The sequence below is a fragment of the Flavobacterium sp. RSSB_23 genome, from assembly GCF_051547145.1.
Classification (GTDB): Bacteria; Bacteroidota; Bacteroidia; order Flavobacteriales; family Flavobacteriaceae; genus Flavobacterium.
Window position 1 is genome coordinate 85,584 of record NZ_JBPTTO010000006.1, and the last position, 16,280, is coordinate 101,863.

Consider the following 16,280-nt stretch of genomic DNA (forward strand, 5'->3'; position numbering starts at 1 on the left):
AAAAAATACAAAAAAATATATTGCGTATTAATTTTTTTATATCTTTGCCACGAATTAATAATTAACCTTTATAATAAAATTAAGATGAAAAAAGTATTTTTAAGTTTAGCTGCTGTTGCTGTATTAACTGTTGTATCTTGTAAAAAAGCTGACGCTGCTGCTGAAGGAACTGAAGCTGCTGCTGACACTGCTGCTGTAGCTGTTGATTCTGCTGCTGCACCTGCTGTTGATTCTGCTGCTACTGTAGTTGATTCTGCTGCTGCACCTGCTGCTGCTCCAGCTGCTGAAGCTCCAGCTGCTAAGTAATTTTTAAATTACAGAAAAAATCAAGCCATCCATGTGATGGCTTTTTTTATGTCCAATAAACAAAAGCTCAAGAATCATCTTGAGCTTTTGTTTATTTAGACTATACCATAAAATCAATCTGGAAAAACAAAGGTGTTTTCAGAAAAATCTAAAATTTCAGACACCGCCGCATATTTTTTTATTTCCTCTATTCCTTTGAGTAATCGCAACTCTGTAGTATACTTTCTACTTGTTGCCAAATGGCGCTCTCCAAGCAACAATCTAAAATAATACTTCCCAGCTGCTGATTTTAATTTAATAAAAACCAACGCATCAATCGACTGCTGTATCAAGACAATATCCTCTTCCCCTTCAAACTTCAATTCATAGCTTTGACTGGTAAAAATCACCTTCCCTTTACGTGATGTAAAAACAAACTTATAAGTATCATTAAACCGTTTACTAATCACAAAAGCACCCATACAATAATTTATACGTTAAAGATTTTAGAATCAAATTACTCCATCCTCATCAGGCCGATGTTAGGATTTGTCATAAATAAAAAAAGCTCCAAACATAGTTTGAAGCTTTCTTGTACTCAGAGCGGGACTTGAACCCGCACGAACATTGCTGTTCACTGGATTTTAAGTCCAGCGTGTCTACCAATTTCACCATCCGAGCATTATGTGGTGTTTGAGCGAAAAACGGGGCTCGAACCCGCGACCTCGACCTTGGCAAGGTCGCGCTCTACCAACTGAGCTATTTTCGCGTTTCAAATTCTCAAAAGAACTGCAGTACTTGTTTCGTATTGCGGTGGCAAATTTAGCACAAATATTCAATAAAACAAGCCTTTTTCAGAAAAAAAATTCAATAAAAATATAACTTTCTGATAACCTATTCTTTATACTGCAATTATTTTCGACTGAGCATTCGTTTTATCTCGTTCAGCTTCATCAAAGCCTCCATCGGCGTTATCGAATTAATATCTAATTGTAAAATTTCTTCTTTAATCTCCTCCAACAAGGGGTCATCTAAGTTAAAAAAACTCATTTGCATCTCATCTTTTGCGGCCTTTAACCCAGTTAACGCATCACCTGAATGGTCTTTTTCTAATTTCTTTAATATTTTCTGCGCTTTCAAAATCACTAACTGTGGCATTCCAGCCATTTTGGCTACGTGAATCCCAAAACTATGAGCAGAGCCTCCTTTTATTAGTTTTCGAATAAAAAGCACGTTATCTTTTAATTCTTTTACAGCGACATTATAATTTTGTATACGAACTAATGATTCACTCATTTCATTCAATTCGTGATAATGCGTAGCAAAAAGAGTTTTGGGTTGCGAAGGATGCTCGTGCAAAAACTCCGCAATAGCCCACGCAATAGAAATTCCATCATAGGTACTTGTCCCACGACCAATTTCATCTAACAGCACCAAACTTCTGTCTGAAATATTATTCAAAATAGAAGCCGTCTCGTTCATTTCGACCATAAAAGTAGATTCACCCATCGAAATATTATCTGAAGCTCCTACCCTAGTAAAGATTTTATCCACGATACCCATTCTAACGCTATCTGCTGGAACAAAACTTCCCATTTGGGCCAAGAGTACAATCAGAGCCGTTTGTCTCAAAATAGCCGACTTACCCGACATATTTGGCCCAGTAATCATAATCAACTGTTGTGTGTCTCTATCTAGGAAAACATCATTGGCGATGTAAGGCACACCAACGGGCAATTGTTTTTCAATTACTGGATGACGACCGTTTTTGATATCCAATTCAAAGGTTTCATCCAATTCAGGACAAACATATTGGTTTTCTATAGCCAATTGTGTAAACGAACACAAACAATCCAACTGCGCCACCAAATTGGCATTCATTTGAACTGGCTTGATATACGTTGAAATCCATTGCACTAATTGTTCAAAAATCTCTCCTTCAATTTTATGGATTTTTTCCTCGGCACCTAAAATTTTGGTTTCATATTCTTTTAGCTCTTCGGTAATATAACGTTCCGCATTCACCAAGGTTTGCTTACGAATCCATTCGCTTGGCACTTTATCTTTATGCGTATTACGAACTTCTATATAATATCCAAAAACATTATTAAAAGAAATTTTCAAAGAAGAAATCCCTGTACGCTCTGATTCACGTTTCTCGATTCCTTCTAAAAATTCTTTCCCAGAAGTTGAAATCGCGCGTAACTCATCCAATTCTGAATGTACACCAACCGCAATCGCATTCCCTTTGGCAATAGCTACTGGCGCATCTTGATTTAATGTAGTTTTTATTTTTTCACGAAGTAAATCGCAACTGTGTAAACTATCACCAATTACTTTTACAGCATCTTGCGGACTTTGCAAGGCTATCGTTTTAATTGGCAGGATAGCATCTAAAGATTCTTTCAAATACACCACTTCACGAGGCGACACTTTGCCTGCTGCGATTTTTGAAATCAAACGTTCCAAATCAGAAATCTGTTTGATTTGATATTGTATTTGTTTTAAAACTTCTTGGTTTTCTTTCAAATAAGCTACAACTTGATGACGGCTCTGAATTTTGGCTGCATCTTTCAATGGCAAAGCCAACCAACGCTTCAATAATCGTCCGCCCATAGGCGAAAGTGTTCGGTCGATTACATCTAGCAACGTCACCGCATTAGGATTATAACTATGGTATAACTCTAGATTTCGAATGGTAAAACGATCCATCCAAACATAAGCATCTTCTGCAATGCGCTGTATGGCCGTAATATGCTGCACTCTATTGTGCTGTGTTTCGGACAAATAATACAAAATAGCGCCCGAAGCCACGATTCCTTCTTTCAATTCTTCGACACCAAAACCTTTTAAAGAAGTGGTTTGAAAATGCTTCGTTAAGCTTTCCAACGCATAATCCTCTTTGTAAATCCAATCTTCGAGATAAAAACTATGATAATCGTCTCCGAATGTTTCTCGGAACGTATTTTTGTTGTTTTTTGGCACTAAGACCTCACTAGGATTGAAATTTTGCAACAGCTTATCGATGTATTCTGCATTTCCTTGTGCGGTTAGAAATTCTCCAGTAGAAACATCTAAAAATGAAATTCCAATATTTTTATTGGTAAAATATACCGAAGCCAAAAAATTATTGGTTTTGGACTGCAACACCTCATCGTTCATAGAAACTCCAGGAGTAACCAATTCGGTAACGCCACGTTTCACAATCGTTTTGGTCATTTTGGGATCTTCTAGCTGATCACAAATAGCTACACGAAGTCCAGCTTTAACTAACTTGGGCAAATACGTATTGATAGAATGATGAGGAAAACCCGCTAGCGCGGTCTCAGTATCGGATCCTGCACCTCTCTTAGTTAAAGTAATTCCGAGTATTTTGGATGCACGAATCGCATCTTCGCCAAACGTTTCATAAAAATCACCTACTCGAAACAACAAACAAGCATCGGGATACTTTCTTTTAATTTCATTATACTGTTTCATCAATGGCGTTTCTTTAACGCCTTTTTCTTTTGCTGCCAAATTAGTGGGAATTAAATTCTGTAAATATGACAGCGAATTTATAGATTTTAAAGCAATAATGAAGGGTTCAAAAATTAAAATTTTAAGTCAATTTTAAGCGCTGATTTGTATTTTTTGTATAGATTTGCGTGTACTAAAAATTAAATCTTATGAAAAAAATACTTACTCTACTTTTCGTTTTGAGCTTAGGAATAACTACAGCTACAGCACAAGAAACTTCAAAAAAAGCTAAAAAAGCAAAAGCAACTGTTGCCAAAGTTGAAGGAGCTGGAATGGTATTCGTTAATGAAACTATTGATTACGGAACAATTGCACGTAATTCTGACGGAAAACGTGAATTTGTTTTCACCAACAACGGAAATGCACCATTGATCATTACCAATGCTCAAGGATCTTGTGGTTGCACCGTACCAAGTAGTCCTAAAGAACCAATTATGCCAGGTGCAAAAGGTGTTATTGGTGTAAAATATGCTACAGATAGAGTTGGTCCTTTTACAAAAACAGTTACTATTACTTCAAATGCGGCTGGTCAACCAACAAAAACTTTGACTATAAAAGGAAACGTTTTACCTGACGAAGTAAAAAGCTAAAAAACATAAATATTACATAAAAAGCTTCCTTCCTTTAGGAAGCTTTTTTATTAAATTGACATTGCAATGAGAAAATTAGAGAATAGCGAACTCGAAAGAAAGTCGGTTGAAGGATTCAAACAATCTAAAAAAACACCTCTAGTTCTGGTTCTTGATGATGTGAGAAGTCTTCACAATATTGGATCTGTATTTAGAACTGCTGATGCTTTTTTGGTAGAAAAAATTATACTCTGTGGCATTACTGCGACACCTCCCAACAAAGAGATCCACAAAACCGCTTTGGGCGCTACAGAAACAGTAGCTTGGGAACATTATGAAAATGTTTTGGATGCCATAACTGCTCTAAAAAAAGACAATGTTATTACTTTAGCGATTGAACAAGTGGAAAGTGCTATTTTTCTTCAAGATTTCAAAGTTGATACTTCAAAAAAATATGCATTAGTTTTTGGTAATGAAGTACATGGCGTAGCTCAAGAAGCCGTAGCTCTTTGTGATGGTTGTATAGAAATTCCTCAATTGGGCACCAAACATTCCTTGAATATATCGGTAAGTGCTGGTATAGTTGTTTGGGATTTATTCAAACAATATCACTATTGATTTCTTTATTGTTTATTTTCTCATATTCTACAAAGATTCGACCTTAAATTCTTTCTTTCGATTAGTAAATAATTGATTTTAATCTTATTTTTATAGAATGAAACGCCCCATACTACTACCTATATTTTTTGTCTTTTGTTTTTTTCAATTTGGTTTTGCTAATTCAGCAATTTCACCAACTGAAAAAAAACAAAAAATAGCTATAACAAAAGTAGCTACCACTAAAAAAGCTGTAGCTAATATTGCTCCAACAATTACCGCAACTGGCAATCAATCCTATTGCCCACTTTCCAACATTAATATTGTAACCAATATTAGTATCACCGATCCAGATGACACTAGCACTGAAGCTATTTATATTCAGATCTCCTCTGGCTATAGTTTAGGACAAGATGTGCTTTTTTTAAGTAATGCTTCTTCACATCCAACCATCAAAAGTAGTTGGAATGCCACCGAAGGAAAACTAACATTGAATAGTCCGACAGGAGTTCCTGTAAGTTATACCGATTTTGTTAACGCCATCAAAGATGTGCAATTCAACAACTCCTCCGCAACAGCAACCGGTAGTAGAAGTTTTTCAATTAGTATTGGTCAAGCCAATTATTTACCAAGAAATGGACATTATTATGAATACGTTCCTAATATTGGGATTACTTGGACAAGCGCTAAAGCCGCGGCTGAGCTTCGAACTTATTACGGACTAAAAGGCTACCTAGCCACACTGACTGCTGCAGACGAAGCACAATTAGCCGGAAAACAAGCCCCAGGTGCAGGATGGATTGGAGGAAGTGATTCCGAAACAGAAGGTGTATGGAAATGGGTGACTGGCCCGGAAGCTGGAACCATCTTCTGGAATGGAAACGCTAATGGCAGCACGCCTAATTTTGCTTTTTGGAATAACAGTGAACCCAATCAACTTGGAGACGAAGATTATGCTCACATTACAGCACCTGGAGTTGGTATTACGGGTTCATGGAATGATTTGTCAAACACTGGCGCCACAAGCGGCGATTACCAACCCAAAGGCTATATAGTAGAATATGGCGGTATGCCAGGCGATCCTGTTTTACAACTTTCTGCCAGTACTTCGATTACTATTCCAACAATTCTAAGTACAACACCTGCTACAAAATGTGACCCTGGTAGTTTGACCTTGCAGGCTACTGCTTCTATCGGCACCATCAATTGGTACGACCAAAGCTCTGGCGGAAATTTAGTTGGTAGTGGCCCTAGTTTTACCACTCCAATTATAAACGCCACTACCACTTATTATGTAGGGATAACTTCTGGAGGATGCACTACTAGTAGAACAGCTGTTGTTGCAACCATCAATTTAATTCCAACCATAACAGCTACCAATTCTCCTGTAAGCAATTGCGGACCATCTGTAGTAACATTAACAGCAACACCCTCTTCGGGAACAGTTAATTGGTATGCAGATGCTACTAGTACAACTACATTAGGAACAGGAACAACTTATGTTACTCCATTTTTGAATGTGAGCACCACCTTCTATGCTGAAGCAGTCAATGCGAATTGTACCAACGGAACTAGAGTTCCTGTAGAAGTGAAGATTTATCCGCTTCCGGCTGTTACCGATGAAGAGAAAGTTATTTGCCAATCAAATCCTGTAACTCTTGATGCAGGCTTGAGCGGAATGTCTTATTTGTGGTCAACGGGAGCAACTACGGCAACGATTCAAGTGAATGATATCGGCAATTTTTATGTTGATATTACTAGCCCAGCACCTGAAAATTGCACGAGCAGAAAAAACTTTACAGTGATTCGTCAAATTGTACCTGAAATAAAAGCAGTAACGGTAAAAGAAACAACAGTAACCATAGAAGTAACGAATACAGCTCCTTATTTTGAATACTCTCTTGACAACATTAATTATCAAAGTTCAAATATCTTTACGAATGCGCCTGCTGGAATTCAGACGGCTTATGTTAGAGATACTAACTTTTGTAACTCGGACCAAGAACAATTTATCGTCATAGCTCCACCAAAATTTTTCACCCCAAATAATGATGGTTTCAATGATGTTTGGTATGTAAAAGATTTTGAGGTTTACCCAAAGGCGACCATTTCTATTTTTGACCAGTACGGAAAATTAATAAGCCAATTATCACCAAATAATTTGTCTTGGGACGGCACTTTAAATAAAAACCCTTTGCCTTCGACCGATTATTGGTATGTACTGAAACTAGACGATTCTGGGGTTGAAAAAAGAGGTCATTTTTCTTTGAAAAGATAATACGATTTGATTCTCTTACTTTGAAGCCAAATGCTAACTCCTAGCCCCGATTGTAGTGGAAATCCTTATGACCCGGGGTTCGGGGCATAAGATTAAAACGGAAAGCGGGAAAACATAACTCCAAAAAAGCCTTTTGATGCGCTCCTAAAAATCAGGAAGTGTGATGTATTTTCTTTTTGATTTCATTTAAAACAAAAAGGTAATCTGACTGATTTTTGACAAAATCAAGATTTGAAACATCGATGATTAACACGTTCAAATCTTTTTGTGATTTGATATAATCGAGATAGCCCGTATTGATTTTTTCTAGGTATTCTTCCTGAATATCTTGTTCGTAGCTTCGGCCTCTTTTCTTTATGTTTTGCAATAAACGCTGGGTGTTTTGGTACAGATAAATGTACAAATCGGGCTTGGGCATTTCTTTATAAATGATGGAAAAAAGGGTGTGGTACAAACGGTACTCGTCTTCTGCCAAAGTGATTTTTGCAAAAATTAGGGATTTGAAAATATGATAATCGGCTACGATAAAATCTTTGAACAAATCGAATTGCGCCAAATCGTCTGACAACTGTTGGTACCTATCGGCAAGAAAAGACATTTCGAGAGGAAAAGCATATCGGTTTTGGTCTTTGTAAAACTTTGGCAAAAAGGGATTGTCTGCAAAGCGTTCTAATACTGTTTTGGCATTAAAATCTTCGGCGATTTTGTTAGCCAATGTTGTTTTTCCTGCTCCAATATTACCTTCGAATGCGATGTAATTGTATTTTTCTAGAGGAATGCTGCTCAATGGCGCATGGATTGTCGCTACAACTTGGCATCTGCTATCATCGGATGTTTCGGCAATTAATTCGGGGACAGCTTTTTTAAAAATTGGGTGTATCCAATCCAATTGTAAATCTCGAAATGGCAATAAAACAAAATTGCGGTCTTGCATTAGTGGATGAGGCAATTGTAGTTTTTCGGTATCCACTACCAATTCATCAAAAGCAATGATATCAATGTCAATATTTCTCGCTGCATAGCCAACTGTAGTCGTCCGAATGCGACCTAAACGCTTTTCTATTTTAAGAATTTTGCTTAAAACTTGGACGGGAGAAGCGTTGGTGTGCAAAACTAAGGCGCAATTGTAAAAAGGTGTGCTTTCGAAACCCCAAGCTGGCGATTCATAAACTGGGGAAATTTTTAAAACCGTACCTACCTCAAGATGCAATACATCAATACATTGGATAATGGTTTCTAACCTTTGCCCCTGATTACTACCTAACGACAATACGACTTGATGCTGTGACTTCATAATAGGCACAAATTAAGGAAAAGAAAATTAAAATCACTACTGATATAGAAGTAGATTATTTTGAAAAAAGAAATTTAAATCTACTTTTGTAACAATACAATTAGGTTATAGACTTATTGATAAAAAATAACTAACTATGAGATTTTTAGGAAATGTTTTGGCTACCGTTATTGGTATTTTTGTTTTTATGATGCTTTCTTTCTTTGGAATCATCCTTATTGGAGTCATTTTTGGAGGCGATTCTGAAACTGTTGAAGTTGAAAATAACTCAGTTATAGAACTTAATTTATCTGATATTTCTGATGACTATGCTGGAAAATACTCAGACCCTTGGGTAACGGCTTTTTCTGAAAGAAAAAAAATTGGTTTGACTGATGTTATCAACGCTATAGAAATAGCAGAAACCGACGATGCCATTAAGGGAATTTCTATCCTAAATACCAATTCTAGTTTAGGAATGGCACAAAGCAAAGAGCTTCGTGATGCATTGAACCGCTTTAAAAAATCAGGAAAATTTATTTATTCCTATGCTAATAGTTATTCTCAAAAAGAATATTATTTAAACTCTGTTGCCACTTCAATCTACATCAACCCAATTGGAGAATTAGATTTCAAAGGATTGTCGACTGAAGTTATGTTCTTTAAAGATTTTCAAGAAAAGTCAGGCTTAAAGATGGAAGTAATTCGTCACGGAAAATACAAAAGTGCTGTTGAACCTTTTCTAGAAAACAAAATGAGTGATGCGAATAAGGAACAAACTATGGCATTGCTAAACGGAATTTGGACAAACATAGTAGAAGACATTTCGAAAAGTAGAAATATTCCTGTAGAAAAATTAAATACAATTGCTAACGGCCTTTTGGCTAGAACCCCAGAAATGGCCAAAGCGCAAAATCTTATTGACTACATTGCTTATGAAGATGTTTACCATAACGCCATAAGAAAGGTATTAAAAGTAGACAAAGACGAGGATTATAACACGGTCTCTATTGCCGATTACACCCAAAAAACAACTACTACTTCTGTGAATATGGATTCCAATGATGCTATTGCTATCGTATATGCACAAGGAGAAATTGGTAGCGGCGAAGGTGATGTTAATGAAATTGGAGAAGGCTCAATGAGAAGGTCACTTCAAGAAGCCAGAAAAGATGACGACATCAAAGCAATTGTTTTGCGTATTAACAGCCCTGGTGGAAGTGCCTTAACCTCTGACTTAATCTGGAGAGAAATAGAATTGACAAAAAGAGTAAAACCTGTTGTAGTGTCTATGGGTAATTATGCCGCTTCAGGTGGGTATTATATTGCTTGTAACGCCAATACTATCTTTGCTGAAAAAAATACAATTACAGGCTCAATTGGCGTATTTGGAACACTACCTAACTTCTCTGTTGCTGCGAACCGCTACGGCATCAATACTGAACAAGTTAGAACTCACGAAAACGCATCGAATTATAGTCCTTTTGTACCAATGGATGAAAAATTCAAAGCTATAACGCTAGAAGGTGTTGAAAATATCTACGCTACCTTTATTGGTCACGTTGCAGAAGGTCGCAAAATGACTACTGCCCAAGTAGATTCTATTGGTCAAGGTCGTGTTTGGACAGGGTCTGAGGCAGTAAAAATTGGACTGGTAGATAAAATTGGCGGCTTGAGAGAAGCAATAGCCGAGGCAGCAAAATTGGCCAAAATTAAATCGTATAGCACGGTAAATTACCCAGAATATGAGAAAAATTTTGAAGATATTTTTGCTAATTTCCCGTTTGCAAAATCAAAAACAGCTTTTATAAAAGAAGAAATTGGCGAGGAAAACTATCGTTTACTTGAAGAAATTAAGCGTATAAAACAACGCAAAGGAATACAGGCTATACTTCCGATGGAATTAAAAATAGAATAAAACTCAACTACTAAAAAAAACCGTTTAAGCATTTACTTAAACGGTTTTCTTTTTTTAAACAGTTTGGTTTCCTGAATAGCACTATGCATCCTTTTAGCCCCGATGGGAGGGAAAATCCTTTTTTTAAAACATCCCTTCTCAATTAATAATTATGTTGGGGATGTTTTAAAAAAAGATTGGAAGGACAGCGGGACTTTGCATCCAAAAAATCCCAAATCATTCCGCTTCTACTATTCCAGATTATTGCATTTCTATTTTTACCACATAGCCTTCATAACTTCGAACATTAAAAACGGTTCCGTCGGCAAACAACAAATATTGTCCTTTTACTCCAATGAGTTGCCCTTGATAAAAAGGCGTTTTATCTAAATTCAAACTATTCACTTTGGCAGGGTAAGCGGCTACTGGATAATGCATCGTAACAATTTCATTTTTTTCTAAACTAAAATATTCGCGAACTTCATCTGGCAGCCAAGCTTGAACTTTTGCCTTTTCTTGAACCAAATCTACAGTGTCAAAAGTATTGGTCAACATTTTTCGCCAGTTGGTTTTGTCTGCGAAATGATTTTTTAGCGCGACCTCTGTAATTCCTGCCAGATATCGATTTGGAACCTCAACTACTACTATGGCTTCTTCGGCGCCTTGGTCAATCCAACGCGTGGGCATCTGAGTTTTGCGGGTTACACCAACTTTGACCTCACTCGATAAAGCTAAATAGACAATATGTGGTTGTAATTGCACTTTTTCTTCGTAGGCCAAATCTCTGTCTTCTATTCCTAAATGTGCGGTACTTAATTCGGGTTTCATAATCCAATCTCCCACAGCTGGACTCGAATAAAAACAGTCGTAACAAAATCCTTGACGAAATATTTTTTTCTTTTTCCCGCAATTCAAACATTGATAGCCTAGAAATTGAATACTAATTTCTTTATTCAAAAGTTGGTTAATATTTAAAAAACTGAATTCAAAAACTAAATAATATTGAATAGGATTGCCTATTTCGGTTGGCATTTTGGAGAGTACACCTTCGTAAGTCATATAAATTGGTTCCCTAACTCCTAAAGACAGAATTAGATTTGTGGAAATATTAAGATTATTAAAAAAAATGTTATTTTTGATAAAATTACAAATTAGAAATTGGAATCCAATTTTTATAAAATATTATTTCATCCCCTAATTTGCTTAAAGAATTAGGGAACTAATTCTACTCTTTCATGCCATTATCTATCATCAACTCTATTGCTTCTTGGTTTTTAAAACAACGCATCCATCAAATTGAATTGTTTTTAAAATATCCTAATGAAGTTCAAGAAGAATTGTTAATGAATTTACTCCGCTCTGCCGAAAACACAACAGTCGGAAAACAATATGATTATGGCTCCATAAAATCCTATGCTCAATTTGTAGAACGCGTTCCTATTTCTAGTTATGAAGACCTAGAACCATTAATAGAACGAACACGTCAAGGAGAACAGAATGTACTATGGGAAACTCCAATAAAATGGTTTGCAAAATCCAGCGGTACTACCAATGCTAAGAGTAAGTTTATCCCAGTAAGTAATGAAGCTTTAGAAGATTGCCATTACAAAGGCAGTAAAGATTTACTTTGTTTGTACCTAAACAACAATGAAGACTCGGAAATGTTTTTAGGGAAAAGCCTTCGACTTGGAGGAAGCTCACAAATTTACGAGAACAACAATACCTTCTTTGGTGATTTATCGGCCATATTGATAGAAAATATGCCCATTTGGGCGGAATTTAGTAGCACGCCAAGTAACAAAGTTTCTTTGATGAGTGAATGGGAAACAAAAATGAGTGCCATCATTAACGAAACAATCACTGAGAATGTTACTAGTTTTGCTGGTGTGCCTTCTTGGATGTTAGTGTTAATGAACAAAGTTTTAGAACAAACTGGGAAAAATCATCTAATGGAAGTTTGGCCTGACCTTGAAGTATATTTTCACGGAGGCGTAAGTTTTGACCCTTACCGAGAACAATACCAAAAGATTTTACCGAAAAACAACTTCAAATATTACGAGATATACAATGCCTCTGAGGGATTTTTTGCCATTCAAGATTTAAATTATTCAAGTGATTTGTTATTGATGCTTGATTATGGCATCTTTTATGAGTTTATCCCAATGGATACTTTTGGCACACCAAACCAAAAAGTGGTGCGTTTATCGCAAGTAGAATTATTCAAAAATTATGCGATGGTTATCACTACTAACGGTGGTTTATGGCGCTATTTGATTGGTGACACCGTTCGATTCACCTCACTGAGCCCTTACCGAATCAGAGTTACGGGAAGAACAAAACATCATATCAATGTTTTTGGCGAAGAACTAATGGTCGAAAACACAGACCAAGCTTTGGCGAAAGCCTGCCAAGAGACACAATCTGAAATTGTAGATTATACTGTAGCCCCTATTTTTATGGAAGGCAAGCAGAAAGGTGCTCACGAATGGATGATTGAGTTTAAAACACCACCAAAAGACCTAACACTTTTTCATAAAATTTTAGACTCCACGCTACAATCCTTAAATTCTGATTACGAAGCCAAACGCTACAATAATATGACGCTAAATCCTTTGGTCATCAATGTAGCAAGAGAAAATCTGTTTTATGATTGGCTTAAACAAAGAAATAAAGTGGGTGGGCAAAACAAAATCCCACGTCTTTCAAACCAAAGAGACTACTTGGAACAATTGAAAGCACTTCAATCTTAAAACTACTTACTAAATGAAAAAGCTATTACTCTTTGCACTCATTATTTGCCTCTCTTGTTGCGCTACTCCTGGTCGCGTTTGTGGTGGTAGTGGTAGTAAACGCAGTGTATATCTTTTTCATTTACAATCAGAAAACTCTTTTTTCAAAAAAAATTTATGTTGAATTGTAACAATTGATAACGATTGCCGTCTTATGAATAATCAATCATCAATCAATCACTAATCAACATGAAAATCACTACAAGTCACCACAAAATCAAAGCTGCCTTCTAAGCTTTTTCTATTTCCTACTATTCATTTTAGTAATTCAAAGTTTCCATTTGAATGGGATACTTGTGACTGTATTTTTTCATCAAAACCAATTATTATGAAAATAATTTTATCTTTTCTGAGTCTATATGTTGCCTCAGTTGCCTTTGCTCAGGACGTCAAAACCCAACAAGACTCTATCGCTAGCGCAAAAAAAGCAGAAGAATTAAAAGAAGTAACTGTTTTTGGTAACAAAAAGCAATTTCTAAAAGTGGAATCTGACAAGACGATTGTTAGCGTAAAAGAAAACGGAATGCTAAATAGCGGTAACAGCCTTGAAGCCATCAAAAGACTACCTGGTGTAATAACTTCACCAACTGGCGGATTAACGCTGAATGGCAAAGGAGTTACCATTTACATTGATGGCGCCCCCAGCACATTGAATGGAACCGATTTACAAAATTACCTTTCAAGCCTTCCGGCAAGTGCCATCGAAAAGGTAGAACTTATCTACAATCCCGGAGCTGCATATGATGCCAACGCTAGTGGTTCTATCATAAACATCATCACAAGTTCTAAAAGACTTAAAGGTGTTAATGCAAACTTTAACATCAATTACAATTTTAATAAATATCAAAAACCAAGTCCTCAAATTTTATTGAACGGAAAAGAGAAAAATTTCAGTTGGCAAACTATGTTAGGCTACAACTATATTGATAGCGAAAACCGTTCTAAAAACAGTCAAACATTTACCTCTTTTACTCCTGATAAAAACTTATTTCAAGAGAATTTTACGGTAAACACCAATAGAAACCTGTACTTCAGACTGGGAACAAACTACAAATTGAGTTCAAAATCTAATTTACTTTTCAATTACAATGGAAACTTTGCCAATGACCGTTCTGTTTTCAACTCTAGTGTTTTTGGTGAAAATATCGATTATAATGACGAAGGCTTTTCTAAAAACAAAAACTATAACAATGAATTGAGTCTTCAATACAAAACCAAGCTTGATACTCTTGGAAGAACCCTTGATGTAACTGCTTTTTTGAACACTTTTGACAAAACACCTATCAATCAATCAAGCGGATTGAATTCGGGCAACATTCCTTCCTACAATAACGGAATCATCGATTTTAATTTGACCAATTACTATTTGAAATACGATTTTGCCATTCCTTTCAATAAACTTGACTTTACAATCAATACTGGTGGAAAATACAATTCCATTAAAGTAAATAACTTTGGACAATACAATATCAACAGTAACACGAATACTATTTTTGATTCCAATAATTATGCAGAAAGTATCGACTTTAATTACAACGAATCCAACTTAGCCTTCTATGTTGAAGCCAGAAAAAAGATAAAAAAATTCAACTTTACCGTTGGTCTTCGTTTGGAAGATTTTGATGTAAAAAGAGAAGCTAGTACCATTGCAGACAAAATTGAGTACAGAAATACTAACCTTTTTCCAAACATAAGCGCGCTTTACGAAATAAGCCCTCAAGTGAATTTCAGCAGCTCATACTCAAGAAAAATTGCGCAACCTAATTACAATACTATTGACCCTAACAATAGTTCCAACTTTAATCAGTACAATACCTCAACAGGAAATCTAGGTTTACAACCTGTGTTTTATGATAATTTTGAAGTGAAGTTAACCGCTTTACAATTTGTTCAATTAGGAGCAAACTACACCATTGCAAAAGACGACAACCGATTTATCTTTAGTGCAAAACCTGGAGAATTAGTAAGCAATCAAACCTTTCAACAATTTGATAAAATCAAAACATTTAGTGCTTTTGCTTCCTTTCCCATTCCTTTAGATTACTTCTTCAAAGGCAAAGCAGAGTTTCAAAAACGCATGAATACTATTGACAAGATGAATTACATCTACCTCAACATCAATTATGTAAAATCTACTATTGATGGCTATAGTTTCCCGTTTGATAACAAAGCAATTGTAAACTATGGCGCACAAGCACAAATTATATTGCCTTGGCAAATCACCAATACACTTTCTTATTTTATTTTACCAAAAGGAACCTGGGAGATTTACCAAATCGAAAAGCCTATTCAGCAATTTGATATTTCTTTCAACAAAGATTTTATGAATAAAAAATTAAAAGTAGGATTGCATTGCTTTGATGTTTTCAACAAAAATGAAGTTAACGCTTTGATTGTAGGAGAAAATTTGGACACTCGTTTTTATCAAAAACAAGATTCAAGAACTTTCCGTGTATCGTTGACCTATAATTTTGGAAACCTAAAACTAGAACAAGAAAATACCAATATCGATACGGAGAAAGTAAAACAAGGAGGAGGAATTATAAAATAATTTTTGTTTTGATTTAGTAACAAAGCCCTGAGACTACCTCCTAATCTCAGGGCTTTACTATTTTAGCTTAGTGCAAGTTTTTATCTATTCTTCTTTAACTTCATCATAATTCACCATCCAATTCACGCCAAATTTATCAGTACACATTCCGAAATACGCGCCCCAAAAAGTATCGGTCATAGGCATGGTTATACTACCGTTTGCGGATAAACCATTGAAAAACCTATCGGCTTCTTCACGGCTCACCGTATTGATAGAGACCGACATATTTTGCCCAAAAGTAACTGCACCCGAAGCACTATTACTATCACTACCCATTAAAACCGAATGAGCACCTATAGGCAAAGAAATGTGCATAATTTTGTTACTATCTTCCTCAGACAAAGAAGGGTTTCCATCACCCGAAGGCATATCACTAAATCTTCCTACATAAGGAAACTCACCACCAAATAGAGATTGGTACAACAAAAAGGCTTCTTCACAATTGCCATTAAAAATTAAATAAGGATTGATTGCTGTCAT

The 16,280-nt window shown here is 35.9% G+C and carries 12 protein-coding genes and 2 tRNA genes; 7 read left to right on the forward strand and 7 right to left on the reverse strand.

Annotation, left to right across the window (positions count from 1 at the left end; all coding sequences use genetic code 11):
* The first annotated feature begins 84 nt into the window (after positions 1–84).
* The gene (locus tag ACSVH9_RS10865) at positions 85–306 is read left to right on the forward strand and encodes a hypothetical protein (RefSeq protein WP_315141541.1); all 222 of its coding nucleotides are present in this window, start codon (positions 85–87) and stop codon (positions 304–306) included.
* Positions 307–419: 113 nt separating this feature from the next.
* Here ACSVH9_RS10865 and ACSVH9_RS10870 read toward each other — a convergent pair whose 3' ends face one another.
* From ACSVH9_RS10870 to mutS, 4 genes are all read right to left on the reverse strand, one after another.
* Positions 420–767 (reverse strand): YegP family protein, encoded by a 348-nt coding sequence (locus tag ACSVH9_RS10870; RefSeq protein WP_438063731.1) that lies wholly within the window; start codon positions 765–767, stop codon positions 420–422.
* Positions 768–880: 113 nt separating this feature from the next.
* Positions 881–966: transfer RNA gene (locus ACSVH9_RS10875), tRNA-Leu, on the reverse strand.
* Between the two features lie 15 nt (positions 967–981).
* Positions 982–1,054 (reverse strand) — tRNA-Gly (locus tag ACSVH9_RS10880).
* Positions 1,055–1,197: 143 nt separating this feature from the next.
* On the reverse strand, positions 1,198–3,804 hold the full coding sequence (mutS, locus tag ACSVH9_RS10885) for a DNA mismatch repair protein MutS (RefSeq protein WP_438063732.1): 2,607 nt from the start codon (positions 3,802–3,804) through the stop codon (positions 1,198–1,200).
* Positions 3,805–3,953: 149 nt separating this feature from the next.
* Here mutS and ACSVH9_RS10890 point away from each other — a divergent pair, with 149 nt between their 5' ends.
* The 3 genes from ACSVH9_RS10890 (at position 3,954) to ACSVH9_RS10900 (ending at position 7,248) form a co-directional block, all read left to right on the forward strand.
* Complete coding sequence (locus ACSVH9_RS10890) at positions 3,954–4,394, forward strand: DUF1573 domain-containing protein (RefSeq protein ID WP_438063733.1); 441 nt, start codon at positions 3,954–3,956, stop codon at positions 4,392–4,394.
* A gap of 66 nt (positions 4,395–4,460) precedes the next feature.
* Positions 4,461–4,991 (forward strand): RNA methyltransferase, encoded by a 531-nt coding sequence (locus ACSVH9_RS10895; RefSeq protein ID WP_438063734.1) that lies wholly within the window; start codon positions 4,461–4,463, stop codon positions 4,989–4,991.
* A 97-nt stretch (positions 4,992–5,088) separates the two neighbouring features.
* Complete coding sequence (locus ACSVH9_RS10900) at positions 5,089–7,248, forward strand: T9SS type B sorting domain-containing protein (protein ID WP_438063735.1); 2,160 nt, start codon at positions 5,089–5,091, stop codon at positions 7,246–7,248.
* Between the two features lie 151 nt (positions 7,249–7,399).
* Here the strand turns inward: ACSVH9_RS10900 and folK are convergent, their stop codons facing one another.
* Complete coding sequence (gene folK / locus ACSVH9_RS10905; protein WP_438063736.1) at positions 7,400–8,542, reverse strand: 2-amino-4-hydroxy-6-hydroxymethyldihydropteridine diphosphokinase; 1,143 nt, start codon at positions 8,540–8,542, stop codon at positions 7,400–7,402.
* 136 nt (positions 8,543–8,678) lie between these two features.
* Between folK and sppA the strand changes: the two genes are divergently transcribed.
* Positions 8,679–10,439, forward strand: coding sequence for a signal peptide peptidase SppA (gene sppA / locus ACSVH9_RS10910; RefSeq protein ID WP_438063737.1), 1,761 nt, complete (start codon positions 8,679–8,681; stop codon positions 10,437–10,439).
* 240 nt (positions 10,440–10,679) lie between these two features.
* Here sppA and ACSVH9_RS10915 read toward each other — a convergent pair whose 3' ends face one another.
* Positions 10,680–11,477 carry a DUF2797 domain-containing protein gene (locus ACSVH9_RS10915; RefSeq protein ID WP_438063738.1) on the reverse strand — a complete coding sequence of 266 codons (798 nt, stop codon included), beginning with the start codon at positions 11,475–11,477 and terminating at the stop codon, positions 10,680–10,682.
* A gap of 176 nt (positions 11,478–11,653) precedes the next feature.
* Between ACSVH9_RS10915 and ACSVH9_RS10920 the strand changes: the two genes are divergently transcribed.
* Entirely contained in the window at positions 11,654–13,168 is a 1,515-nt protein-coding gene (locus ACSVH9_RS10920; protein ID WP_438063739.1) for a GH3 auxin-responsive promoter family protein, read from the forward strand.
* 367 nt (positions 13,169–13,535) lie between these two features.
* Positions 13,536–15,758, forward strand: a complete 2,223-nt coding sequence (locus ACSVH9_RS10925) for a TonB-dependent receptor domain-containing protein (protein WP_438063740.1) — start codon at positions 13,536–13,538, stop codon at positions 15,756–15,758.
* A gap of 84 nt (positions 15,759–15,842) precedes the next feature.
* On the opposite strand, the gene ACSVH9_RS10930 is transcribed toward ACSVH9_RS10925, so the two are convergent.
* A complete protein-coding gene (locus ACSVH9_RS10930) occupies positions 15,843–16,280 on the reverse strand; it encodes a VOC family protein (protein ID WP_438063741.1) in 438 nt (145 codons plus the stop codon).

Bases quoted from the DNA above. Each gene is read 5' to 3' on its own strand.
- sppA (WP_438063737.1), top strand. From the start codon at position 8,679: ATGAGATTTTTAGGAAATGTTTTGGCTACCGTTATTGGTATTTTTGTT.
- folK (WP_438063736.1), bottom strand. From the start codon at position 8,542: ATGAAGTCACAGCATCAAGTCGTATTGTCGTTAGGTAGTAATCAGGGG.
- ACSVH9_RS10920 (WP_438063739.1), top strand. From the start codon at position 11,654: ATGCCATTATCTATCATCAACTCTATTGCTTCTTGGTTTTTAAAACAA.
- ACSVH9_RS10915 (WP_438063738.1), bottom strand. From the start codon at position 11,477: ATGACTTACGAAGGTGTACTCTCCAAAATGCCAACCGAAATAGGCAAT.
- ACSVH9_RS10890 (WP_438063733.1), top strand. From the start codon at position 3,954: ATGAAAAAAATACTTACTCTACTTTTCGTTTTGAGCTTAGGAATAACT.
- ACSVH9_RS10900 (WP_438063735.1), top strand. From the start codon at position 5,089: ATGAAACGCCCCATACTACTACCTATATTTTTTGTCTTTTGTTTTTTT.
- ACSVH9_RS10865 (WP_315141541.1), top strand. From the start codon at position 85: ATGAAAAAAGTATTTTTAAGTTTAGCTGCTGTTGCTGTATTAACTGTT.
- ACSVH9_RS10895 (WP_438063734.1), top strand. From the start codon at position 4,461: ATGAGAAAATTAGAGAATAGCGAACTCGAAAGAAAGTCGGTTGAAGGA.
- ACSVH9_RS10870 (WP_438063731.1), bottom strand. From the start codon at position 767: ATGGGTGCTTTTGTGATTAGTAAACGGTTTAATGATACTTATAAGTTT.
- ACSVH9_RS10930 (WP_438063741.1), bottom strand. From the start codon at position 16,280: ATGACAGCAATCAATCCTTATTTAATTTTTAATGGCAATTGTGAAGAA.
- ACSVH9_RS10925 (WP_438063740.1), top strand. From the start codon at position 13,536: ATGAAAATAATTTTATCTTTTCTGAGTCTATATGTTGCCTCAGTTGCC.